Source organism: Asaia lannensis NBRC 102526 (assembly GCF_024054035.1).
GTDB classification, from domain to species: Bacteria; Pseudomonadota; Alphaproteobacteria; order Acetobacterales; family Acetobacteraceae; genus Asaia; species Asaia lannensis.
Genome location: NZ_JAMXQU010000009.1, coordinates 45,986 through 65,763, shown reverse-complemented (window position 1 = coordinate 65,763; position 19,778 = coordinate 45,986). Strand labels below are relative to the sequence as shown.

General features: G+C 58.8%; 34 protein-coding genes. 16 read left to right on the top strand and 18 right to left on the bottom strand.

Annotation, left to right across the window (positions count from 1 at the left end; translation table 11 throughout):
* Window positions 1-124 precede the first annotated feature (124 nt).
* The 15 genes from NF685_RS11575 to NF685_RS11505 form a co-directional block, all read right to left on the bottom strand.
* Entirely contained in the window at window positions 125-1,420 is a 1,296-nt protein-coding gene (locus NF685_RS11575) for a P22 phage major capsid protein family protein (protein ID WP_252849730.1), read from the bottom strand.
* Window positions 1,421-1,584: 164 nt separating this feature from the next.
* Complete coding sequence (locus tag NF685_RS11570) at window positions 1,585-2,451, bottom strand: hypothetical protein (RefSeq protein WP_252849729.1); 867 nt, start codon at window positions 2,449-2,451, stop codon at window positions 1,585-1,587.
* A gap of 283 nt (window positions 2,452-2,734) precedes the next feature.
* A complete protein-coding gene (locus NF685_RS11565; RefSeq protein ID WP_252849728.1) occupies window positions 2,735-4,942 on the bottom strand; it encodes a portal protein in 2,208 nt (735 codons plus the stop codon).
* A gap of 42 nt (window positions 4,943-4,984) precedes the next feature.
* Window positions 4,985-6,349 carry a hypothetical protein gene (locus tag NF685_RS11560; RefSeq protein ID WP_252849727.1) on the bottom strand — a complete coding sequence of 455 codons (1,365 nt, stop codon included), beginning with the start codon at window positions 6,347-6,349 and terminating at the stop codon, window positions 4,985-4,987.
* Window positions 6,346-6,651 carry a hypothetical protein gene (locus tag NF685_RS11555; protein ID WP_252849726.1) on the bottom strand — a complete coding sequence of 102 codons (306 nt, stop codon included), beginning with the start codon at window positions 6,649-6,651 and terminating at the stop codon, window positions 6,346-6,348. The genes NF685_RS11560 and NF685_RS11555 overlap by 4 nt, the downstream gene beginning before the upstream one ends.
* Before the next feature lie 193 nt (window positions 6,652-6,844).
* Window positions 6,845-7,147: a hypothetical protein gene (locus NF685_RS11550; RefSeq protein ID WP_252849725.1), complete on the bottom strand. Its 303-nt coding sequence runs from the start codon at window positions 7,145-7,147 to the stop codon at window positions 6,845-6,847.
* Complete coding sequence (locus tag NF685_RS11545) at window positions 7,144-7,332, bottom strand: hypothetical protein (protein WP_252849724.1); 189 nt, start codon at window positions 7,330-7,332, stop codon at window positions 7,144-7,146. Before NF685_RS11545 ends, NF685_RS11550 begins: the two co-directional genes overlap by 4 nt.
* Window positions 7,329-7,517 (bottom strand): hypothetical protein, encoded by a 189-nt coding sequence (locus NF685_RS11540; RefSeq protein ID WP_252849723.1) that lies wholly within the window; start codon window positions 7,515-7,517, stop codon window positions 7,329-7,331. Before NF685_RS11540 ends, NF685_RS11545 begins: the two co-directional genes overlap by 4 nt.
* Window positions 7,518-7,594: 77 nt before the next feature.
* The gene (locus tag NF685_RS11535) at window positions 7,595-9,082 is read right to left on the bottom strand and encodes a replicative DNA helicase (RefSeq protein ID WP_252849722.1); all 1,488 of its coding nucleotides are present in this window, start codon (window positions 9,080-9,082) and stop codon (window positions 7,595-7,597) included.
* Complete coding sequence (locus NF685_RS11530; RefSeq protein ID WP_252849721.1) at window positions 9,075-9,254, bottom strand: hypothetical protein; 180 nt, start codon at window positions 9,252-9,254, stop codon at window positions 9,075-9,077. Before NF685_RS11530 ends, NF685_RS11535 begins: the two co-directional genes overlap by 8 nt.
* A complete protein-coding gene (locus NF685_RS11525; RefSeq protein WP_252849720.1) occupies window positions 9,251-10,228 on the bottom strand; it encodes an HNH endonuclease in 978 nt (325 codons plus the stop codon). Before NF685_RS11525 ends, NF685_RS11530 begins: the two co-directional genes overlap by 4 nt.
* 197 nt (window positions 10,229-10,425) lie before the next feature.
* A complete protein-coding gene (locus NF685_RS11520) occupies window positions 10,426-10,758 on the bottom strand; it encodes a putative PDDEXK endonuclease (RefSeq protein ID WP_252849719.1) in 333 nt (110 codons plus the stop codon).
* A gap of 3 nt (window positions 10,759-10,761) precedes the next feature.
* A complete protein-coding gene (locus NF685_RS11515) occupies window positions 10,762-11,061 on the bottom strand; it encodes a DUF2312 domain-containing protein (protein ID WP_252849769.1) in 300 nt (99 codons plus the stop codon).
* A gap of 32 nt (window positions 11,062-11,093) precedes the next feature.
* Window positions 11,094-11,351 (bottom strand): hypothetical protein, encoded by a 258-nt coding sequence (locus NF685_RS11510; RefSeq protein WP_252849718.1) that lies wholly within the window; start codon window positions 11,349-11,351, stop codon window positions 11,094-11,096.
* Between the two features lie 46 nt (window positions 11,352-11,397).
* Window positions 11,398-11,814, bottom strand: coding sequence for a hypothetical protein (locus tag NF685_RS11505; protein WP_252849717.1), 417 nt, complete (start codon window positions 11,812-11,814; stop codon window positions 11,398-11,400).
* Window positions 11,815-11,862: 48 nt separating this feature from the next.
* On the opposite strand from NF685_RS11505, the gene NF685_RS11500 reads away from it, so the two are divergent.
* The gene (locus NF685_RS11500) at window positions 11,863-12,078 is read left to right on the top strand and encodes a hypothetical protein (RefSeq protein WP_252849716.1); all 216 of its coding nucleotides are present in this window, start codon (window positions 11,863-11,865) and stop codon (window positions 12,076-12,078) included.
* 22 nt (window positions 12,079-12,100) lie between these two features.
* Here the strand turns inward: NF685_RS11500 and NF685_RS11495 are convergent, their stop codons facing one another.
* From NF685_RS11495 to NF685_RS11490, 3 genes are read right to left on the bottom strand one after another with little or no spacing between them, the layout of a single operon-like run.
* A complete protein-coding gene (locus NF685_RS11495; protein ID WP_252849715.1) occupies window positions 12,101-12,619 on the bottom strand; it encodes a hypothetical protein in 519 nt (172 codons plus the stop codon).
* Complete coding sequence (locus tag NF685_RS14310) at window positions 12,616-12,747, bottom strand: hypothetical protein (protein ID WP_264813777.1); 132 nt, start codon at window positions 12,745-12,747, stop codon at window positions 12,616-12,618. Before NF685_RS14310 ends, NF685_RS11495 begins: the two co-directional genes overlap by 4 nt.
* Window positions 12,744-12,944, bottom strand: a complete 201-nt coding sequence (locus NF685_RS11490) for a transcriptional regulator (RefSeq protein WP_252849714.1) — start codon at window positions 12,942-12,944, stop codon at window positions 12,744-12,746. Before NF685_RS11490 ends, NF685_RS14310 begins: the two co-directional genes overlap by 4 nt.
* A 91-nt stretch (window positions 12,945-13,035) precedes the next feature.
* Here NF685_RS11490 and NF685_RS11485 point away from each other — a divergent pair, with 91 nt between their 5' ends.
* The 15 genes from NF685_RS11485 to NF685_RS11415 all read left to right on the top strand — a co-directional run bounded on the left by NF685_RS11485 (window position 13,036) and on the right by NF685_RS11415 (window position 19,664).
* The gene (locus NF685_RS11485) at window positions 13,036-13,416 is read left to right on the top strand and encodes a helix-turn-helix domain-containing protein (RefSeq protein WP_252849713.1); all 381 of its coding nucleotides are present in this window, start codon (window positions 13,036-13,038) and stop codon (window positions 13,414-13,416) included.
* Window positions 13,417-13,567: 151 nt separating this feature from the next.
* Window positions 13,568-13,855: a DUF3467 domain-containing protein gene (locus tag NF685_RS11480; RefSeq protein ID WP_252849712.1), complete on the top strand. Its 288-nt coding sequence runs from the start codon at window positions 13,568-13,570 to the stop codon at window positions 13,853-13,855.
* Between the two features lie 347 nt (window positions 13,856-14,202).
* On the top strand, window positions 14,203-14,478 hold the full coding sequence (locus NF685_RS11475; RefSeq protein ID WP_252849711.1) for a hypothetical protein: 276 nt from the start codon (window positions 14,203-14,205) through the stop codon (window positions 14,476-14,478).
* A gap of 131 nt (window positions 14,479-14,609) precedes the next feature.
* Window positions 14,610-15,338: a phage antirepressor KilAC domain-containing protein gene (locus NF685_RS11470; protein ID WP_252849710.1), complete on the top strand. Its 729-nt coding sequence runs from the start codon at window positions 14,610-14,612 to the stop codon at window positions 15,336-15,338.
* A gap of 81 nt (window positions 15,339-15,419) precedes the next feature.
* Entirely contained in the window at window positions 15,420-15,686 is a 267-nt protein-coding gene (locus tag NF685_RS11465) for a hypothetical protein (protein ID WP_252849709.1), read from the top strand.
* Entirely contained in the window at window positions 15,686-15,877 is a 192-nt protein-coding gene (locus NF685_RS11460) for a hypothetical protein (protein ID WP_252849708.1), read from the top strand. The genes NF685_RS11465 and NF685_RS11460 overlap by 1 nt, the downstream gene beginning before the upstream one ends.
* Window positions 15,874-16,083 carry a hypothetical protein gene (locus NF685_RS11455; protein WP_252849707.1) on the top strand — a complete coding sequence of 70 codons (210 nt, stop codon included), beginning with the start codon at window positions 15,874-15,876 and terminating at the stop codon, window positions 16,081-16,083. Before NF685_RS11460 ends, NF685_RS11455 begins: the two co-directional genes overlap by 4 nt.
* Window positions 16,080-16,418, top strand: coding sequence for a hypothetical protein (locus NF685_RS11450; protein WP_252849706.1), 339 nt, complete (start codon window positions 16,080-16,082; stop codon window positions 16,416-16,418). Before NF685_RS11455 ends, NF685_RS11450 begins: the two co-directional genes overlap by 4 nt.
* Window positions 16,415-17,098: a lambda exonuclease family protein gene (locus NF685_RS11445; RefSeq protein WP_252849705.1), complete on the top strand. Its 684-nt coding sequence runs from the start codon at window positions 16,415-16,417 to the stop codon at window positions 17,096-17,098. The genes NF685_RS11450 and NF685_RS11445 overlap by 4 nt, the downstream gene beginning before the upstream one ends.
* Window positions 17,098-17,736: a hypothetical protein gene (locus tag NF685_RS11440; protein WP_252849704.1), complete on the top strand. Its 639-nt coding sequence runs from the start codon at window positions 17,098-17,100 to the stop codon at window positions 17,734-17,736. Before NF685_RS11445 ends, NF685_RS11440 begins: the two co-directional genes overlap by 1 nt.
* Window positions 17,737-17,806: 70 nt before the next feature.
* Entirely contained in the window at window positions 17,807-18,007 is a 201-nt protein-coding gene (locus NF685_RS11435) for a hypothetical protein (RefSeq protein ID WP_252849703.1), read from the top strand.
* A gap of 107 nt (window positions 18,008-18,114) precedes the next feature.
* Window positions 18,115-18,579, top strand: coding sequence for a hypothetical protein (locus NF685_RS11430; protein WP_252849702.1), 465 nt, complete (start codon window positions 18,115-18,117; stop codon window positions 18,577-18,579).
* Window positions 18,576-19,136 (top strand): hypothetical protein, encoded by a 561-nt coding sequence (locus tag NF685_RS11425; protein ID WP_252849701.1) that lies wholly within the window; start codon window positions 18,576-18,578, stop codon window positions 19,134-19,136. The genes NF685_RS11430 and NF685_RS11425 overlap by 4 nt, the downstream gene beginning before the upstream one ends.
* On the top strand, window positions 19,129-19,308 hold the full coding sequence (locus NF685_RS11420) for a hypothetical protein (protein ID WP_252849700.1): 180 nt from the start codon (window positions 19,129-19,131) through the stop codon (window positions 19,306-19,308). The genes NF685_RS11425 and NF685_RS11420 overlap by 8 nt, the downstream gene beginning before the upstream one ends.
* A complete protein-coding gene (locus NF685_RS11415; RefSeq protein WP_252849699.1) occupies window positions 19,308-19,664 on the top strand; it encodes a hypothetical protein in 357 nt (118 codons plus the stop codon). The genes NF685_RS11420 and NF685_RS11415 overlap by 1 nt, the downstream gene beginning before the upstream one ends.
* The last annotated feature ends 114 nt before the right edge of the window (window positions 19,665-19,778 follow it).

Below are 19,778 nucleotides of genomic sequence, written 5' to 3'. Positions count from 1 at the left end.
CGCCCTTTGCCCGCAGGCTCGGGGCGCCCTTCGAGACGAGCGCGAACCCGCGCCTCCTGCTCTGCGTCCCTGACGGTCACGAATGTGCAGCCGTCAGGCGAGAGAATTGAGCGCGGATACCGCATCAGAACCCGTCATCCGTGGGAGACGGGACGATCACGCCCCAGTCGGGGCGAAGCATGGCCTTGCCGTAAAGCAGATCCATACGTGTTCCCCGCACGTCGACCGGGCCGTCATAGTAGGTCAGTGTGCGCAGGCTGATGCCGTCGAGGTTGTCACGACCGCAATCGATCGTTGCGCCCGTGACCATTTCCAGATCGACCGTCGCAAGCGTCATCGCCTTCTTGTGGTAGATGAAGTTACGGCGCGTGACCTCGCCAGCCTTGCCGATCAGGTTGACTTTGGCTCCGCTCGCCGGGGCCGAATCAACGGTCTGGTAAAGCGCCGGGCTGCCGTCCGAATTGGGCGGGATCAGTGCGGGCATAATCGGGATCGAGGTCGCGCCTGATGCCACGTTCTGAGCCACCACGAACTGCATCGGAATGGCGCGAGACTGCTTGGTCACACGGTTGACGCGGTTGACGTTGGTGATCGTGATGATGTCGCCAGCGTTCAGACCGCCGTTCACAGCACTGACCGAGATCAGAGACATATGCGGCGAGGCAACAGCACTGATGTTGCTCGACGGCACAACCTGACCTGTCGGCGTGAACGAGTTGACCGCTCCCGTTGACGTGGCCTGACCGTCATAGGAACCAGTCTGATGCACGATGACCGTATTGTCCTGCATCCACCCCTGAACGCCGAGCAGACGCGAGCCCATGCGGCCCGATCGGTTGATGTCCGAAATCTCGCCGGCGGGGTTGAACATGCCCATCAGCCCCGCAACGGTGTCGGCCTCGGACAGAGGATCGAGGATGGCGTAGCGATTGGCCGCTTCAGCGTTACACTCGGACAGGATCGCATTCGCGCGGAGCCAGGTGTTCGAGGACGGCGTGATCGTGTTGCCCTGATCGTCAGTATTGCGAACGAGGTTCGAGAACTGAAGCGAGAGCCCGATCAGATCGGCAGCCAGGGCACCGACAAGCACGTTGACCGAGGGCGCGACGTAGCGTTCAGCGAAGCGGTCCACCTTCAGGGTACGATCCTGGGTGGTGAACGAGAGCGACGTATTCCAGCGCGAGCTGATCGTCAGCGGGATGGACCGCTCCTGCATGCTCTGCGGGTTAACGACCGCGCCCTGGATCGCCACGTTATCGTTCGGCAGGCGAACGTTGACAGTATCGCCGATCTTGCCGCCATTCTGGGCGAACTGATCCTGATAGGAACGGTCGACATTCTGCACGAGGGAATTCTGGTTACGACGAATGGCAAGGGCCATCTTCGTAATCATCTGGTTATTGATAAGATTGTTTGCCACGGGTTGGGTTCTCACGCATGGCGCCTGTGCGCCTCGTGTCCCGCTCTCGACTTGCGTCAGAACGTGTGCCGGTTACGACCGGAAACCACCCGTGGCTGTCGCGCCCGTTGGCGCCCGGTTATTCGATACCGGGAAACGGTCGGTTTAAAGCCCCTCGGCTTTGCTCAACTGCGCTTGTTGAGCATGGTGGCGAAATCCTCTGCTGACAGGCTCGGGTCATACAGAGAACGGCCGCCAGTAACGGCGCGTGCCGAACCCGTGGCGGCGGCTACAGGAGCAGGCGTCCGGGATATCTGAGGCGCGGGACGAGGTGCAGGAGTTTCCGCCTGTTTCGCGCTCGTCTCGGCCTTGGTCAGCCCGTCAGCGAACTTCTGCAACATGGCGTACTGTCTGCGCTCGGGAGCATCGAGCAGCGCGCTTGCCGCGTCTGGATCGTTGGCCAGAGCATAATACACCTGGCCAGCATTGGGCAATTCTGAAATATCGCGGATGATCTGCTGATGGCCACGATCAGCGAAATCCAGCCCGGATCGTTCGATAAGCGATTGTGTAGCCGCAGTGATCGCCTCGCGGCCATGGAGTGCAGCCAGTGCGTCTGCAACCTTCACGGTTGCGGCACCAAAGTCTTCAACGTCCCGCCGCTGGGCTTCCTGCGTAGCAATGCTTTCGCGTTCCTGCTGACGTATCTGGTCAGGCGTCATTTCCGGCTGGCGCGACTCTTCCTCGCCACGAGCTGCGGCAAGAGCCCGGCGATATTCTGCCAACTCCTGTTCAGCCTGCGCGGCCCGTTCCTCGGCTTCCCGTCGCTTGGCTGTGATTGCGCCGATGCGACGAGAGAACCACGCAGGCTCTTCCGTCTTGCGCTCGACCTGCTGAGCTTCCTGCTCGGCTTCGGTTCCCGGCGTTCCAGGCTCGTGGCGCGGCGCTTCGGGCGAAGGCGCTTGCGCCTGTCCCTCTGGCTGGTCGCTACCGAAATCGATGCCGGTCAGGATGTTGGTTTCCTCGGCAGGGGCTTGAATGGCCTCGCTCATCCGACCAACTCCTCATGAAGGTGACAAACCTGCCGCTGCGTCTCTCGCATTTCGTCGCGAAGGCCTTTCAGGGTCCCCAGTAGATAGGTGCCGTCTGTAACTGGAGCGTTGGTCGTTGGCATGGGACCCGTAAGCGATGAACATAGAAGCGATGTACGCTCGCTGATTTCGGAATGCAGCTTATAGATATCGCGAAGCACGCCAATGATACTCTCATTAGGTGGCAGACATGACCCTACATCTACTTCGGGGTGGGGCGAACTAATCCTGTTAAATGCTTGCATCATACGTCAACGGCTCCATTGATGGGGTTAGGTGCGTGGATCACGCCGCCAGGGGGATTTGCCGAGGGGATACGCGGCAGTTCATGCGCTGGACCATCCGGTATCGTCGCCGGGGCTTCCTGATGTTGTGGAGTGCCATGGCCCAGTGCTTCGAAAACGAGCTGATGGACGAGAACACGCAGCGCCTCGGGGTCGGTCGATCCAATGGCGGCCATGCGGTCCGTCTCGGCCTTGTACTGGTTCGTATCCGCCGCCATAGCGTCCTTCACGACCGTATGCTGTTGCTCAGCCTGTTTGTCCTTGAGCTGCTGCATAAGCTGCCCGATCTGCTCCTGCATCTGCTGGATCTGCTGCTGTGCCTGCCCAAGGCGAGGATCGTCAGAGGTTGGCTTCAGTCGGTCAGCAATTTCGTCAGCAAGCGGGAAATCAGCCGCCTTGAAGAACAGATCACCGATCTTTTCCATGATGGCCGGATTTGCCTGCAAGACCTGCATCAGGCTGTTGAACGTGTCTTGGCGACGCGTTGCAAAAGCGGGCCCGACATCTGCCTCGACGTCATATCTGCCAACGGTCGGATTGATCGCAATAATCGCGCCCTCGATTGCGGCTTGCTGCTCGAATGTCATGCCCGGCTGCACCTGTTGACCGGGAGGGAGCACCACTTGCGCCGCCTGCTGTGCCTGCGGATCGACCACTGCGCTCGTCTGCGTGCCGTCTGCGCCCATCACCTGCACGGCCCGCTGGGTGTCGTAAACGTAAGGGATGGCGTCGATCAGGATGCGCCCGGCAAGTCGGAGCGCCATGCCCTGATTGTCGGTATAGTGGTAATTCGCAGTGTCGGACTGGCGCTGCCGTTCATTGATGGCGCGGCCTGATTTCTCGTTGCTTGGTGCGCCCATCTCCGCCTGATATTGCCCTGTAACCATCTGCATCTGGGCGTCGGAAGCCTGCATGAGACCGATATGACCGGTCGACCCGGTTGCTGGGTCGAGGCGCTGGGGTGGCGCGATTGGTGTTGTTCCATCGTCAGGATCGGTTGATCGGTACGGCAGATATGCGGCGTTCGAGACATTCGCGTTCGCCCACTGGTTTTCGTAACCCTCGATCGCGCGCTCATCGACTAGCCATGGCGATTTCGTCTGGAGCGCAACGCTCTCGACCGATGCCGACGCGCTGTAATTATACATTCTTTGCGGATCGAGCAGGGCGCGCACAAGGCCGGAACGATCCAGCTTGCCATCAATCACGCTCTCCATGCCCACAACCGGCACAAGCGGAATGTGCGTGAACACAGTGTCGCCGCTCGATACGATTTCATCCCCGGCAATCAGAAAGAACTCGACGTGAGGGCGCGTGATCGGGCGGCTTTGAGCGTGCATCGAGCGGCAATACTCGACTGCCTCATCCGACATGACGCTTTGACGCATAATCTGGATCGACGGCGGGCCATTCTGCTGCGGGACAGGAACGGCCCAGAGCGTGTCTTTCCGTTCGCTGCGCCGGTAATATCGGATTACGCGCACAACGTCCTTGCCCGCTTCCTGTCCGCGATAGTCTGTACTGCCGGCGATAGCGATCGGGGCGCCTGATGTATCCTTGTGTCCGGGGTAAAGCCGCTCGAACTCGGGCTTGGGCATTTCCTCAACGATCATGGCCCACTGCATGTCGCTGTGGTCGGGCTCCTGCGTGTTCGGATCGGAATAGACGGCACGGGGGTCAGGCACGCTCTTGATGTAGAAATCCTGGTCGAACGTGTCGGCCCCGTGGACATAGTCGGTCACGATATGGAACCAGCCCATGCCCTGCCTGACCTGCCCTTGGATGGCGCACATATAGGCGTTCTGCTGGGCGTTGGACTGGTACTCGATGTGCCGGATAATGCCCTCGATCACGTCCGCAGCCTTGGCGGTTGAGCCAAATCCGGTCGCGTTGACCTTGATGCCCATCTGAGACTGTCGGGCGTCGTTCTCGACCTGCAAGACATGCTGCGCCGTCTTGTTGATCGTCAGGCATGGGCGAGGGGAGCCGCCGAACGTGCCCGAACGCGCCTGATAGACGGCACTGTCCCACTGGTAATGATTGTATGAATCGGCATGGAAGAACCGCAAGTCATCGAGGGCATGCGCACGCCAGTCGGCTTCGAAAGCCTCCGCCGCCTGAAACCGATCTTTGACTTCCGCTAGGATGTCGTCCGCTCTTTCTTCCATGCATGAGTTATAGCATAATGCATATTCTCTGGTACAGAAAAATCAGAGCGCCGCCCAGCCAGAAGGGCCGCCGATAACAGGCGAGGCGCGAGGGGCTTTAGGGGGAGCTATTTTCGTCCGCTCTCGCAGACCGACCGCAAGATATCGGAAGGCATCCGAGCCATGCGAAGCCCAGTCATGAACCGGGCTGGCCTTGAACTGCGCCAGCTTGTCATTCCATTCGCGTCGGTAATTGGTCAGGCACTCAACACCGCGCTTGCACTTCGTTTCATCGAACCAGCACCGGGCAAGGAACAGACGAACAGCGTTAATTCCGTCATCCACGCCGATCTGAGGCACGATCCGCACCTTACGCCCATTGGCTCGGGCGATTTCCTCGCGGGTCTTGCCGGTTCCCAGTTCACGCGCTCTGGCGTCGTGCGGAAACAGATCCTCCGCATACCGGTAGCCGCGCCCGTCGAGCCACTGGCAATAATGCGAGATGGCCTCGCCACTGGCCTCGTAATAGTCAATCAGGTGGATTTCACGCCCGACGATCTGGGCGCACCAGAGCGCCATGCTGTCGGCAATGCCCAGATCCCAGGCGACGTACACCGGCACCGATGGATCGTATGGCACGCGGCACAAGCGAGGCTGCTCTCCGCCTTTGATGGCGTCCATTTCGGCCTTGTAAATCGCCCCCGGAACGTCGAGCACATCCCACCTTCCATCGAGTAGAGCCCGGCGTTGCATTTCCGGCATGGTTGCCAGATTTGCCCGGTATTCAAGGTCTATGTACGGATTGTCAGTTACGCGAGCGCCGATAAAGCGTCGCCGTGTGGTGATCGTCTGTCCCTCGATCTCGACCGATGAGGCCGAGCAGGTGTCCCGCCCATCGTCAGGGATGGACCAGTATTGTTGCACCCATTTCGATCCGCTGCCTCCCGGATTGCAGTTTGCCCGCATCAGCCGCTTGAGGTTCGTGCCTCGCAGTCGCGAGCGTAAGTATGTCCAGACGAAATCGGACGGGTACTGTGTTAATTCCTCGACGCCGATCCACTGGAATTCCTCGCCCTGGAACTGGAACACATCGGCGTCGCGTTCGGCGTAGCCCATGATGACCTTGGCGCCAGACGGGAACCGGAACTCGTGCTTCTGCTCGTTCCACGTCACGCCATCCAATCCCTGAATGGACGGATACAGCGCCCGCGCACGGTCGATCACCTCGCGCAACTGCTGATAGGACCGGCGAAGGATCAGGGCCTTGTAGCGAGGAACCAGTGGGGCGCTCTGCCATAGTCCGAGAGCGTCCACTATGAACGCGTCTGTCTTTCCGCCACCAGCCGCACCACCGTAAAGAACTTCCTCTTCCTCGGCTGCAAGAAAGACCTGTTGTCGATCAGTTGGCGACCAGACGACGTTCGTCACTTCGAGCCCTTGACGGGCAGGGCGATCACGCCGAGCGTCTGCACCTTGCCATCCTCATCGACCTGCTGGAACTGTGCCGGTATTAGGCTCGCGACAACCTTGACGTAATCGCCCGGCTTCTCGGCCCGCATTTCTTGAATGGCCCGAATGCCGTGCTCTTCGAAGTCAGCGTAAAGGGCTGCAACGAAGTTCTCGGAGAGCTTGTTGCGCGTGCCTTTGGGGCGTCCTGCTGGGTTCGCGTTGTTGCCGGGCTTGAACGGCCTTCCCCGCGGTTTTCCTGCGTTAGAAACCGCGTCCGCCATCAAACCCACTCCCCGCCAGAAGCGCGAAAAACCGCAACAGCCGCCCAGGTTCCAGCGAACGCCAACAGCAAAGCCGCAACCAAAGACAACCACCCAGTGTGGGTATGATGAGCTGCAAACGCACTGTAGGCGTAGTATCCCCAGAGGATAGCGAACCCGAGGATAAGGATTGCATATAGGGCAACGGCTGGTCTCATTGTTTCACACTCCCGCCAAATCCACCCCGCGCATTATCAGACATGCCTAAGCCTCTCAGGCAGTAACTTTCCTCCGCCGTCACAGGGCCTATTTTCCGCCCCGTACAGGCCGTTCCAATTTCCTCCGGTGAGTTTGTCGTCTCGTCCTTTGCACCGCCCTCAGCGGGCCGCAAATTGGCTCTGGCGACGTGATACGGCACAGGCTTGGCGATGAGGTGCGTTGCGTCCACTCGGTCGGCCCATCGCTTGCCGGTGTCCATGAGGTCGGTCGGGATCGCCCGTTTCGTCGTTTCGCTCATGCGTCATTCCCCAAAACCATCGCTGTCGCCGCAGCGAATACGCCCATGGAAAAAACCCAAATCGCGCCCCATCCGAACATGTTCGATGCAATGCCAGTGTCGCAGTAGGCGGCTGCCTCGATCAGCGGGAGGGATAGCGCCCAGCAAACACCCGCAACGATTGCGGCTTTTCTCGTTTCGCTCATTGCGTCGAAATCCGCATGATGAACGCAACGACGGCAACGAAGGCCGGGACAGCAAACCAAACCGTCACCAGCGACATTACCCCACCCGCTCCACCAGAGTTCAGCCAAACAGCGAGTATTCCCGCCACAAGGGAAGCCAACCAAAGCGCCCCGGCAACAATGCCGATTTCGTCATCTTCGCTCATGCCCGATCCTACCACACCCCGAGTCCTGTTTGTACCGAAATCGCTCGGTTTTGCTGGGTTTTTCATGGGTTCTTCCATCACCAAGCCTCGCTGTTCTGGCGCTCATCCGATCCACGGAACCACGTCGAGGGGCCGTCAAACTGCATCTCGACAATCCCGGTCCGGCCGCCTCGGTTCTTGAGCACGATTACTTCGGCCGTGCCTGTCACCTTCCGCAGACGTTCGAGGACTTCGGCCGCCCGCTTCTGATACGCCGCGTCACTCTCGCCGTTGTTCCGGCTGACCTCGCCATCCTCGCCAAGCCGCAGCCGCAACGCCATTTCCTCACGGTAGAGCGCCATCACACATCGGGCGTCCTGCTCGATCGCGCCACTGTCGCGGATATCGGAAAGGGAAGGGCGGCGGTCCTCGCGGTTCTCTGATTGCCGGTTGAGCTGCGACAGGGCGATGACAGGGACGTTCAGTTCCCTCGCCATGCGTGCCACATCTCGGCTGATCTCGGTGACTTCGGCCGTTCGATTGCCGGATCGCTTCACGGCCGCGCTGGCTTCCATGAGTTGCAGGTAGTCCAGCGCGATGAATGCAAGCCCCTCCTTTTGCCGCTTCATGCGCCGGGCCCTGGTCAATACCTGCTGAACCGTCGCGCCTTCCCGGTCATCGACCATGAGCGGAATATCCCGCGCCTGCATTCCGGCCGACACAATCCGGCCCATGTCCTCGCGTGATACCGCGCGCCTTTCGCCATCGGGGAATTTCCAATGGCCAGTAGCGATCACGTCAACCGGCATCCCCACCTTGCCCGCGATTGCCTTGCTCATCAGTTCCTCGGCCGACATTTCGCCGGACCATATCAGCCCCCGGCCGGCACGTTGGGCAGCTCGCATCGCAAGTCCGAGCATGAGGGATGACTTGCCGACGCCAGGACGCGCAGCGATGACATACATGCCTCCCGGCTTCAGGCCGCTCAGGAGGCCGTTTAACCCCTCGTACCCGGTATCGATACCCGAAAGGGCTTCCCCTGCCTTCCACGCGCATTCTGTGGCCTCTAGGAGGGCGTCCACGGCGGTCGCGGAGGTCTTGGAAGGACGTTCAACGTCTCCGGTCAGTGAAAGGCTCTCAAGCCGCCCTTGCAATTCCTCGATCAGCATGGCCCCGGTCTTGTCGCCGGAATGCAGCACATCGAGCGTCAGGTTTTCCGCTTCCTCGCGGAGTTGGCGAAGGAGGTAGGTGTCTGCGATGGATCGGGCATATCCCCGCATGACCGGCTTGCCGACGAAGGCCGTCGCGAGCTGCGGGGCCGACGCCTTCCAGAAATCGGCCGTCTTGGGGTTTGTCTGGGCTTCGCCCCGGATCGTGATGAAGTCGCACGCCTTGCCCGACTGGATGCGGTCGCGGGCGATGCGGTAGATTTCCCCCAACGCTTCGGACGTGAACGCCTCGGGCGTCAGGAGGTCATCGACCAGATCGAGCGATCCGCTGTTGAGCAAAATCCCTGCGACAAGCGAACACTCAGCCTCGAACGTGTCCAAGGACCGCTTGGGGGTGAGGAAAATGGATTCACTCACGGTCATTCCTCCCGAATTGCAGCTCTGCAATGTAGCGAAGGGCGTTCGTGGTCGCCTCGATTTCTGCCTCGATCTCGTCGCGTGTCAGTCCGCCTTGCACGATCGCATCCGCAAACGTGCTATTCATGCGTTGCCGGTTCACGAAGAACGGATCGGCTATGTGCTGGATCATGCCCGTGCCTTCTCTGCGAAATCCTCGATCATGGGCGGCGCCCCTTGGAAGCCATTCCTTGCCCATTCGCGCTTTGCCGCCTTGTGCGCTGCCTCGACTTCGGCCGGATACTGCGGCGCGATCGGTCGGGCCCCAGACTGCACGACACTCTCGTCGTTCCACCGCTCGCCGTTGAGCCATGAAGCAGGATGCGGCCGGTAGTCCTGCCCGTTCCGCACATTCTCGTCGAACGGCCATGACGCAATCGCCTGCATGATGGCGGCATGGCCGATCTTCTTTCGGGCCTTGTCGTAGGCGCGTCGAGCCGATGCCTTGCCCTCCTTGCGAGGGTAGGCCGTCCAGAATTCATCGAAGTCCCTGGCTGGCCCCTCGGTCTCGCATCCGGTCTTTCGATCTTCCGTTTCGAGATCCAGCGTCGGCTCGTCCCCCGTGGGGACTATAGGGGTATATGCTTCTGCTTCTGCTTCTGCTTCTTGGTGTTTAAGGTCGGAACTTGCTTTTCCGTCCTGTCGGAATGATCCGACACTAACCCCTAAGTAGGGGTCGGAAGGATGAGACCAGTCCTTCCGCGCCCTAGCGTGATTGCACGCTGCGCAGGCTGCCACGAGGTTGGATTCATCATTCGACCCACCGTCGCAAACCGGCTTCAGGTGATCGATGTGGCAATAGTCCGGTCCAGCTTGCCCCGACAGGCGCAGCTTTACTCCGCACCAGAAGCATTTTCCATTGCTGCGGGCGATAATGCGCTTTGTCTTCTCTGGGCTATCTGATTTGCGATACGGGCGGACCCGGTCGGATTTTGGAACCGATCCGCGCCGCAAAAATGGATTACCTCCCTCACTCCCATTTGCTGAAGCCTCATCGGAAATGGCCTTATCCCTGACCATGCGTCGATTGAAGATTACGCCATTTTCCGCCCTGCTGAATGCACCCGCTTCCTCAAGTTCTGAGAGGCAAGAGGTCAGTTCATCCACACTCGCGCCACACACGGCTGCGAGTTGTCTTTCGGTCGGCTGGCGACCGTTAACTAGCAAATGACCGCATGGCTCTGCATCGAACATGATTGCAAGGAGGTCCATCCATATACCGCGTGCAGCCGGGGAGCACATCCGCAATGCTGGATCGCGCTGCCAGTCCTGCCACCACCATTTTGTCCATCGCCTTGCAATGCTCATGACTTCCCCCCCAGCATCTCAAGCCAGCGGTCCCACGGAAGCACCACCATGGGTGATTGCCGGTCGCGCACGAGAAAGAGCGCGTCTGCTTGCCCAAGCCAGCGTTCGAGCGTGGCAAATCCTTCGCCATTGGCGCGAGCCTTCACTTCGCACACGAACGGCGCTCCATCGGGGCCGCGTGCGTACACGTCCACATCTGTACTTGCCGTGTTGCGGAATTTCATTGCGCCAGAGAGGGGGACGCGCTCAGCACGAACCCCCGCTTCTGTGTGCAGGGTGACGATCTTTCGCTCTACCCTGGCGCCCTTGTCGCGTGAGGCTTTACCCATGGCTCACATCCCCAGCGCACGTCTGTAAATATCAAGAAGCGTTTCCTGCTCCTCGATCTCGTTCGGCTCTTTCTTGCGGAGCTTGATGATATTTTTCAGGGTGGGAACGTCGAAGCCTGCCGAACGGGCTTCGCTGAAGATATCCTTGATATCGCCTGCAAGCGCCTTGCGCTCTTCTTCGAGCCTCTCGACTCTTTCGATCACGGAACGGAGGCGATCCACGGCAATCCCGCCCACGTTAGAATCAGGATCGGCAGCCTGTCGCGCACGGCTGGCAGCGGCTTCGTTAGGGTCGAAAAACATGCCGCTGTTGTGGCCTGTCATATCTGAATCGCTCATGCGCGGGCTTCCTCGATAAATTCATAATGCACGGTCACGACGCGGCGCAGGCCAGCGGCGGCAAGGACTTCTTCTGTGAAGTTGCGGTCATCGCGCGAGTGGATCTGATTATTGAGCGCCTGCTTGCTCACTCCGGCTTGCCGGGCAAAAGCAGTCTGGCTGCCAGCGCGGTACACAGCGTTGTTTACAATCCCGAACACGTCGATTTCGTCGATATGATTTCGCCTTACCGGCTGGCGTTCCGATCTGCCCAAGCCATCAGCCCGAGGGCGAGACGGTTCAGGCGATCCGAGGCCCATTTCAGACAGAGCGCGGCGCGTAGAAGGATGCAGGCAAGCCATTGGATTTCTGCGGCTTGCCGGTGGATGAACCAACGCATTCATTGTCCCATCTTTCGGATAGATCGCGGTACAGCGCGGCCTGGTGTTCGGCCTGTCGTCTGGCGCGGTCGAGGTGGTGCCGATAGGCAGATTGGACGGCTAGAAAGACGTGGGCCGGGATTGCCGACCACTCGCCGTAAAACAGCCGTTTGACTTGTCCGTCCGTGAGCCCGGTATCTCTGGCTGCACGGTGGAATTTTTGTTTGCGGGGCGTTGCGTCGTGATCGCTTTCGACCATTTCGCGCATCAGACCCGAGCAATAATTGGCCACGGATTCGGGCGTAAAGCGAAACGAACTTTCTGCCGTGGCGGAAAAGATTTCCGTCATTTTGAACATGTCTTGCTCCAATCACTGTGAAGCAGATCCACAGTTCTTGAGGCTTTCATGGACGACGACACCACCACCCACGCATACGACCGACCGCTGATCGACGCGGACGAACGAGGGCGAACACAGGGCATGACAACGCCCGTGATCGCGCTCGATATCCTGCGACAGGCTCGGCTCTGGTCGGTGCTGCACCCGCACGCTGCCAGCCAGACGCGGCAACGTCTGGTCGAGCAGTTTGCGGCTGCGGTGGGGGTCGTGGTCGTCATTTGATGGTCAGGGGGCTTCGTTCATGTCAGCGCGTCCCCATCTGCGCGATATTTCGCCGCGCGTCGGCCCACGAGATGCCCGGCATCATTTCGCCCCAGGTTTCGGGCGATCCGGCAGGAAGGGGATCAATGCGCGTAATCTTCGGCTTGTTTTCGGGCGGAACTGTGCTGGCGCTGGACCTCGTAACGCGATCGATAACTGCCAGCGGTGCCCCGGACAGGTCGCGGATCGCATATCGACGCTTGTCCGGCACCCGATGCCAATATCTGATCGCGTGTCTGGGCATTCCACAGTGCGCAGCAATCGCGTCAATCCCGCCGCAATCGCGAATGACGTCCTCAAGGGAATAGTTGGCATACTTCGGGTCGATTTTTGCCAGATCAGCCGCTCTCTTTTGGGAGGTTCGCTTGCTGATGACAGAACCGCCAGAGTGTACGCCGCAAGCTACGCTACAAAAGCGGCGGGGGATCCACTTAGAGAGACGAACTCCCGGAGGGCGAAAAAAAGTGGCTTTGCAATACGCGCATTTCTTCGTGTCGCTCATTTCCCGCCCTTTCTTGCGATGCGCTTGGCGATGCTTTGCAGGTCGAGCGCGGAGACCGTGCCGAAGAGGGAGTATGGGGCCGCAACCGGCTTCGCATTCCCGAGGGCAATTCGTCGGGTTTCGTTCATTGGGTGGCTCCTGCATGGGTGCGGTCGAACAGGTCAGGCCGCAGTTTTTCGCGTGGGATGCCGAAATTCGCTTCAATGCTCGGGCAATGATGCGGGGGGATCTCTTTCCAGAGGATCGGGGTCGAGTGTTTGACGCCCAAAACTTTGGCAAGAGCGCTCGGGCCGCCCACAAGGGCGATGAGTTCTTTAGGTGTCATGCAAAAGGTTTGCCACACGAACACAACCAGACGCAAGCGTTTTGTTTGCCACGCAAACCCATGTGCGGACAGAATGCGCTAAGATCAGTTCATGTTTGACCGCAAAATCATGGCCGAGCGCTTACAAGCTATTCGCCTGCGCAAGTCAGCCGAGCTGGGTAGAAAACTTACCCAGGCCGATGTTGCGGCAGCCGCAGACGTGTCACGGTCGCATGTCGCCAACGCCGAAGGCGGGAAGACTGGGATCAGCGTTGAGGCGGCTTTCAATCTGGCCCAGTTTTACGGTGTTTCCCTCGACTACCTTACCGGCCTTTCTGTTTCGGAACTCGAAAGCGCACGCGACACGGTCAAAGATGCCGATGAGCGGTCGCTCTTGCGAATGTGGAGAGCGATGAATGATGGAGAACGAGCGGCCATGGCTTCTGTCGCGGAACGCTTGGCCGAAAAAGCCAGTGACGCGAGTGCTGCCTGAGGGAAACGGATCATGTCGTTCTGCTTTTGCCATGCTATGCATTATGAGAACAGAACGAGAACATTTCAAGCGCGGGGACATTGCGGTTTGGTGAGTTTGAGCGCAAAAAATGCCGAGCTATAGCAAGACAGTCAAAACTGAGGAGATGAATATGTCTGAAGAAAATAACTCGAATTCGCCTGTATACCGCCTATCTTATGGTATTCTAGGCGTAACTGCTCATGATTTCGTTCTCACTGTCGTAAATACGATGCCAAAAATAGACGCAAGTTATACGCGATACGAAGAAGATGCAAACCCAGAGGTTCTTGCAACAGTAACCATGAACCCCATGGCGGCGAAGCTTCTACTTAGAAATCTTAAGATTACAGTCGAAGGATACGAAAACGCTTTTGGCGAAATAAAGCTACTGCCCACCGGGTCGTCCGAGGATAGATAAAATGGACGATCCTCGTTCCATTGCCCTCAAAGTTATGTGTCCTGCACCGGGGGTGAGGGGGGAGATTCTCATGGTCGAGGACACTTGGAGGCACATTCAAGAGAGACATCCAGAAGCTATCATGGATGATATATCTCATACTCTCCAGTTTCCCGTTGCAGTGCATCAGGATGCAAAAAAGCAGAATAGCGTTCTCGTGACGGGCTCCTGTATGCTAGCAGGAACAGACAATTCGATGAGAGTATCGGTGAAGACTGGATGTCCTGATGGGAACTTTGTCCAGACGGCTCATTATTCCCGTGATAAGGTGAGGACAACACGGATATGGCCGGAATCGGAGGAGGGCAATGATGAGTAATCTGCAAGCTTCCTACGACAACTTGGCGGACGTCCTTTACCTATCGTTAGGTGAGCCGGTGAAGGCCATCACCCACCCCGACAAAGACAATCTTCTTTGGAGAGAGTCTATCGCAGATCATGTTACAGTGGGCGTGACGATTCTCGATTATGCAGAAGATTGGGCTTCAAGGCGCCAAGGCCTTGCGCATCTGATATCAGGAAGACTCAGGTTGCCTGAAGACGCCGTAATGGAAAGCCTGCCATCCATCTCGCATCACGTGTGACGGAACGCACCATGAGAAGCCCGGCCCAGCCGGGTTTCTTTTTATGCGAAAGAGTTTGCAGCACGAACATTTCCCTTGCGGGCTTAAAGTTTGTGTGGCAAACGTACCCCATCAAACCGATGGGGAGCCAGATGGCAAACGATCCGACAATCTTCGTATTCGCTGAGAGAGAAGTTCGCACCGTCATGGTTGCGGGCGAGAATGTTTGGCTTGCAAAGGATGTGGCCGAAAGCCTCGGCTATTCATGGAATGGCACATCCCGCGTAAAGCATGTGCCTGAAGAATGGAGGGGGGTCACTTCCGTTGTGACCCCCTCCGGTGAGCAGGAAATGACCTTCCTTACCGAGGCTGGTCTGTTCTTCTTCCTCAACCGCTCAGACAAACCCGCAGCGCTCCCGTTTCAGAAGTGGGTTGCCGGTGAAGTTCTGCCCGCGATCCGCAAGAGCGGCGGCTACATGGTCGCAGCGCCGGACGAGACGCCGGAAGAACTGGCAGCCCGCGCCCTGATCGTCATGCAGGCGACAATCGAGCGCCAGAAAGCGCAGCTTGCAGCAGCGCAGCCCACCCTTGAATCACACGAGCGCCTTGTTAACGCCAAGGGCCGCACGAACCTGCGCGAAGTCGGCAAGGAACTGAAGATCGGCTCGCAGAAGGGTATCGAACTGATGCGTCAGGTCGGCTGGATATTCAAAGACGCTCGCGGGAAGTGGAAGGCATACGCCTCTGCCGTCGATGCCGGTTACGTCGAAATGAAATACGCGACCTTCACGAACACGGCAGGCGAGGAAGTGGCGACACAGACCGTCTATGTCACGCCGCGCGGTGTCACGCGCCTCGACGCGCGGCTGGCCCAGCACTGACCCCGCTTGACGCGACCCCGGTACGCCGGGGCCGAACAAGCCGGATCACCGGCCAGTGTTTCCAGTAATGGAGAAGTAAAGATGGCAGCCAATTTACCAGATGGCGTGACTATTCTCGATATCGAACGCTCGTTCGGGTTCGTGTCCGCCGATATGTCCGAGGATATCGACAACCTTGAGACAGCAAAGACGCATTTACAGGCCGCGCTCGAGGCTATGGAGAAAGTTGCGAATAACAGCCGCTCGAGCAAGCATGATGACGTGCTCCTTATGCTCGAGGACGCGCTTATCCCGCATTGCCGGTTCTATCTGCGTGAGCTTGGTGTCACCGAGCAGAGGGCCGCGTGATGGAACAGCGCCAAGTCGATGCGTCCTTGCTCGCGGACGTGTGCCAGGAATTGCAGGCAACGAACGAGATGCTTGGGCACCATGAGCGCCGCTTGCGTCGTGACGGCATGAGGGAAGAAGCCGACCGCGTATTCTGGAAAATGCGGAGCAACGTGGAGTTGCGCGAAGCCGTGCAGGAGGCCGCACGATGACGCCCGGCAACCAAAGCGCAGCCAGACTGGAACACCTGCGAGCCGCGCAACGCATGGAACGCGCAGAACAGGCTATCCGCTGGCTGAATAACCCGGCGTTCAGAAATAACATGACGCCACTCAAAGCAAGAACAATCGGAGACTGGGAGCGCGTGAAGGCAGACGCCGCGCCGCTCTGCTTTCCGAAAATGGAGACACGCTCATGAGCGGGAAATGGACGCCGGGGCCTTGGTGGACATCGGGCGAGTATGAGGATGATGATTTTGGGTGCGCAGTTATCGCAGCCAGAACAGATTGCGGGCCGCTTCCCGGCAATCCTACGCGAGGCGTGGTGGCGTGGGCGACTGGCTTTGGGGCGAGGAGTTCCGAGCAGTCCGAGTACAACGCCCGCCTGATCGCCCAATCCCCGGAACTGGCCGAGGCTCTGGAAGCGATGATCGAACGCTTCGGGCATGACATTTTCACGATGACCCCGGAGGACCGCGATCTTCTGACCCGCGCCGCCGCCGCGCTTGCCAAGGCGAAGGGAGAGGGGGCGTGAAAATATATCGCGACCTTGAGCAAGGTTCGGACGAGTGGTTGCAGGCGCGTTGCGGCATCATCACCGCTAGCACGATCGGCAAGCTACTCACGGGCACCGGCAAAGCGGCGAAGAACGATAGCTCCCGCCGCCTTGTCTCTGACCTTCTGGCCCAGCGCATAACCGGGCTGGTCGATCCGTCGATATCGAGCCGCACGCTTGAACGCGGGCACGAAGATGAGATGGAAGCCAAGCTGAAATACTCGCAGGAGATCGCGCCGGTCGAGGAGGTCGGATTCATCACCGAGGATTTCGGCGGGATCATCATCGGATATTCGCCGGATGGCCTTGTGGGCGATAACGGCCTGATCGAATGCAAGTCGCGTCTGTCCGGCCTGCAACTCAAGACGATTATCAGCCTGGAAGTGCCGAGCGAATACATGGCCCAGATCCAGACGGGCTTAATGGTCACGGGGCGCGAATGGCTCGACTTCATCAGCTATCCGGCTATGGGCGGCGGGAAGATGATGGTCTTGCGCGTCTATCCAGACCCGAAGTTTCAGGCGGTTCTACTCGATGCAGCACGCGAGGCAGAGGCGGAGATCCGCAGCCAGCACGCCGAATACGAGAGCGCCATCAAGTCAAACAAGGCGCGGTTTTTCGACACCGAACGCCGCGAAGAAATGGAGATCATGCTCTAATGGTCGATCTATCGAAAACCATAATTGCCAAGTCGGATCAGTTGAATGCCGACGATCTGCTTGGCGGCCCGATCACTGTCACGATTCAGGCTGTTAAAGAGGGCAACACAGACCAGCCGGTCGCCATCTTCTATGAAGGATGCAATGGCAAGCCGTTCTATCCGTGCAAGTCTATGCGGCGCGTTCTTGTGAACGTATGGGGCAAGAACGGGGCCGATTATGTAGGCAAGTCGATGACGCTCTTTCGCGACGCTGCCGTCAAGTTTGGCGGCATCATGGTCGGTGGCATCCGCATAAGCCATATGAGCGGCCTCGAAAAAGATATGCCTATGGCTCTGCAAGTCACGAAGGGCAGCAAGAAGCTCTACACCGTCAAGCCGCTCAAGGTTGCGACACAGGTGCGGCAAGAAGAACAGCCTGCACCGCGCCGGATGACGCCGGGCGAATTCGTGGACCAGAAGATCCAAGCACTCAACGCCTGTGAGACGATAGAGGCACTTGAGGCCGAGACCGGGGCACATGCCTACAAATCAGCATTGGCCAAACTTGAGAATACTTCTCCAGACAATCACGCGCGGCTTGTGCAGGCAGCCGCCCAGAAAGCAGAGGCCCTAAGCTTCATGGAAGAGGCCGCATGAGCGCCCTCCTGCGCCGTCTTGCCCTTTGGTGGCGGGACGGGAGAAGCGGCCACGGGTGGAGGTGGAGACGATGAGCGAGATCGATACGAGCGGCACAGATGAAATCGTTTGCCCATACTGCGGGCATGAGCATGAGGCCAGTTGGGAATTCAATCTTGAAGGCGTCGACGGTCTAGTCGACTGCGATGCATGTGAGCGCAAATTCAGAGCCATGCAAGAAGTGACGGTTCGTTACTCATCAAGAAAGATCGAGAAATCCGCCGATGACTGACCCCGGCGACGAGGAAATAGCGGACCGCCTGAGACGAGAGCAGGCGGCACAGGATGCAATACGCGACCGGATAGCGGCTCAGGGACAGAAGCAGGGGAGAGACGGGGATGAGTGAGAAAATCGAGGGATTTCGCCTCCGCAAGGCTTGGGAGGTAACGTATGGCGGATACCCCAGCCAGACTTACTTTGCTCCCACGGCGGCCAAGGCGCGCGTCCAAGCGCTGAATGATCTGTCGGACAGCGGCGGGACATATCGCCTGATCGATATCCGCGCCGTTCGTGCTCGCCATTTTGATGTGAAGCTCCCGGAGCGCCACCCGCTGGCCGATGACCTATCGGACGAGGAAACGCACTGTCTCCTCCACGCATATGGAGCGAACGACGATCCGGTAAAAGCTGGCTATCGGTCCTACTTTTTCACGTCTCGCAATGATCCGACGCTCTGCGCCCTGACCGAGCGCGGCCTGATGCTGCCAAACAAGATCGCCCCGACCGAAGCCGACACCTATTTCCACATGACCGATCTCGGCAAGCTTGTCGCCCGCTCTCTGGTCCCGGAGTATCGCCTATGACCCACGAACAGAAGCCGGAGAGCGCGGAATTCCTTCGTAATGCGCGCGCCATGCAAGCGAAGGTGAAGCAGCGATTGGCGGGCAGGGCGGAGTTTCGGACGCGGGAGGCGCAGATTGACTCTCTCACATTTCATCTCCACGAGGCCACCTGCGACGTTTGTTGGTCCGTAGCTAGGACAATGGCTGAAGGGTTTATCCTCGAAGCCGAGGCCCAAGGCGCGGCAGAGCGGCGCCGGGAGGATGCGGAGGGGACGGAGCCTTTTGCCTGGGGTGTGACCCTGGACATTGAAATGGGATATCCCTTTCTGGCGCATAAGACGCCAATCAGCCCAATTCCTGCTCGCAACGTTCCGCTTTACGTCCGCCCCGCCAACGTCACCGCGCTTGAGGCGAGGGTGAAGGAGTTGGAGGGGGCGCTATCGTACCTCAAAGACGAGGCGCTGCGCTTTGCAGATATGTACCCGCAGAGCAGCGATATGCGGAACACATTTGGGGTGTTCGCAAGCAAGATCGCGGCTCGTGCCGCAGCCCTCCGCGTGGGAGGCGAGCATGACTGACGTCAGGATACGCACCTGCACGATGTTTGCCTATCGCGACATCGTCGTGCGCTGCTATGCGGCGGGGGCCGAACTGGTCCGAGATCACGCGGTCATAGGGGTGTCCAAGGGCACCACGCAGGCCGAGATCGAGCGGGATATTGATCGGATGCTTGATGGAGGGCGGGGGTGATGGATAACCAAGACGCCTTCGAAAAATGGTTGAACAGTCAGCAATATTTGCCGCGAGAGATAAGGGATTTCCATGACCAGAAATCTCTCTTTAAATTCGTGGACAAAACCCGTCTGGCCAATGTTGATCGAAATAACGGCTCTTATATGAGCGGCATGAATTGGGTTGATTCAATGGTCTACACGGGAGACGTTTTCCTATGGGTCATGGCCCAACATGGATACACGCTGCAAAAAAGCCGCAAGAAATTCGATTTTCCAGACTTGAAAGAGGCACTGGCCCGAGAGGACGAAGTGAGGCGGCAAGAATCGGCTGGTGTGATTTCTAAGATTTGGAAGAGGGCGAAGCATGGGTGAGGGAATGCCGCGCTTGCGTCCCATGCTCGACGTGCTTGCAAACGATCTGCGCGGGATAGTGGGCAGGACAAAGCTCCTGCACCACCTGCGCGACGTGCCGCAGCACAATGGCGC

What these genes read in the sequence shown, in the direction of transcription:
- NF685_RS11470 (WP_252849710.1), top strand. Translation starts at nt 14,610, where the DNA reads ATGGCAAACGATCCGACAATCTTCGTATTCGCTGAGAGAGAAGTTCGC.
- NF685_RS11415 (WP_252849699.1), top strand. Translation starts at nt 19,308, where the DNA reads ATGGATAACCAAGACGCCTTCGAAAAATGGTTGAACAGTCAGCAATAT.
- NF685_RS11430 (WP_252849702.1), top strand. Translation starts at nt 18,115, where the DNA reads ATGAGTGAGAAAATCGAGGGATTTCGCCTCCGCAAGGCTTGGGAGGTA.
- NF685_RS11505 (WP_252849717.1), bottom strand. Translation starts at nt 11,814, where the DNA reads ATGTTCAAAATGACGGAAATCTTTTCCGCCACGGCAGAAAGTTCGTTT.
- NF685_RS11540 (WP_252849723.1), bottom strand. Translation starts at nt 7,517, where the DNA reads ATGAGCGAAGATGACGAAATCGGCATTGTTGCCGGGGCGCTTTGGTTG.
- NF685_RS11520 (WP_252849719.1), bottom strand. Translation starts at nt 10,758, where the DNA reads ATGGGTAAAGCCTCACGCGACAAGGGCGCCAGGGTAGAGCGAAAGATC.
- NF685_RS14310 (WP_264813777.1), bottom strand. Translation starts at nt 12,747, where the DNA reads ATGAACGAAACCCGACGAATTGCCCTCGGGAATGCGAAGCCGGTTGCG.
- NF685_RS11570 (WP_252849729.1), bottom strand. Translation starts at nt 2,451, where the DNA reads ATGAGCGAGGCCATTCAAGCCCCTGCCGAGGAAACCAACATCCTGACC.
- NF685_RS11455 (WP_252849707.1), top strand. Translation starts at nt 15,874, where the DNA reads ATGACGCCCGGCAACCAAAGCGCAGCCAGACTGGAACACCTGCGAGCC.
- NF685_RS11480 (WP_252849712.1), top strand. Translation starts at nt 13,568, where the DNA reads ATGTCTGAAGAAAATAACTCGAATTCGCCTGTATACCGCCTATCTTAT.
- NF685_RS11425 (WP_252849701.1), top strand. Translation starts at nt 18,576, where the DNA reads ATGACCCACGAACAGAAGCCGGAGAGCGCGGAATTCCTTCGTAATGCG.
- NF685_RS11420 (WP_252849700.1), top strand. Translation starts at nt 19,129, where the DNA reads ATGACTGACGTCAGGATACGCACCTGCACGATGTTTGCCTATCGCGAC.
- NF685_RS11500 (WP_252849716.1), top strand. Translation starts at nt 11,863, where the DNA reads ATGGACGACGACACCACCACCCACGCATACGACCGACCGCTGATCGAC.
- NF685_RS11565 (WP_252849728.1), bottom strand. Translation starts at nt 4,942, where the DNA reads ATGGAAGAAAGAGCGGACGACATCCTAGCGGAAGTCAAAGATCGGTTT.
- NF685_RS11460 (WP_252849708.1), top strand. Translation starts at nt 15,686, where the DNA reads ATGGAACAGCGCCAAGTCGATGCGTCCTTGCTCGCGGACGTGTGCCAG.
- NF685_RS11465 (WP_252849709.1), top strand. Translation starts at nt 15,420, where the DNA reads ATGGCAGCCAATTTACCAGATGGCGTGACTATTCTCGATATCGAACGC.
- NF685_RS11515 (WP_252849769.1), bottom strand. Translation starts at nt 11,061, where the DNA reads ATGTTTTTCGACCCTAACGAAGCCGCTGCCAGCCGTGCGCGACAGGCT.
- NF685_RS11555 (WP_252849726.1), bottom strand. Translation starts at nt 6,651, where the DNA reads ATGGCGGACGCGGTTTCTAACGCAGGAAAACCGCGGGGAAGGCCGTTC.
- NF685_RS11450 (WP_252849706.1), top strand. Translation starts at nt 16,080, where the DNA reads ATGAGCGGGAAATGGACGCCGGGGCCTTGGTGGACATCGGGCGAGTAT.
- NF685_RS11550 (WP_252849725.1), bottom strand. Translation starts at nt 7,147, where the DNA reads ATGAGCGAAACGACGAAACGGGCGATCCCGACCGACCTCATGGACACC.
- NF685_RS11435 (WP_252849703.1), top strand. Translation starts at nt 17,807, where the DNA reads ATGAGCGAGATCGATACGAGCGGCACAGATGAAATCGTTTGCCCATAC.
- NF685_RS11495 (WP_252849715.1), bottom strand. Translation starts at nt 12,619, where the DNA reads ATGAGCGACACGAAGAAATGCGCGTATTGCAAAGCCACTTTTTTTCGC.
- NF685_RS11440 (WP_252849704.1), top strand. Translation starts at nt 17,098, where the DNA reads ATGGTCGATCTATCGAAAACCATAATTGCCAAGTCGGATCAGTTGAAT.
- NF685_RS11530 (WP_252849721.1), bottom strand. Translation starts at nt 9,254, where the DNA reads ATGATCCAGCACATAGCCGATCCGTTCTTCGTGAACCGGCAACGCATG.
- NF685_RS11545 (WP_252849724.1), bottom strand. Translation starts at nt 7,332, where the DNA reads ATGAGCGAAACGAGAAAAGCCGCAATCGTTGCGGGTGTTTGCTGGGCG.
- NF685_RS11475 (WP_252849711.1), top strand. Translation starts at nt 14,203, where the DNA reads ATGATGAGTAATCTGCAAGCTTCCTACGACAACTTGGCGGACGTCCTT.
- NF685_RS11490 (WP_252849714.1), bottom strand. Translation starts at nt 12,944, where the DNA reads ATGACACCTAAAGAACTCATCGCCCTTGTGGGCGGCCCGAGCGCTCTT.
- NF685_RS11485 (WP_252849713.1), top strand. Translation starts at nt 13,036, where the DNA reads ATGTTTGACCGCAAAATCATGGCCGAGCGCTTACAAGCTATTCGCCTG.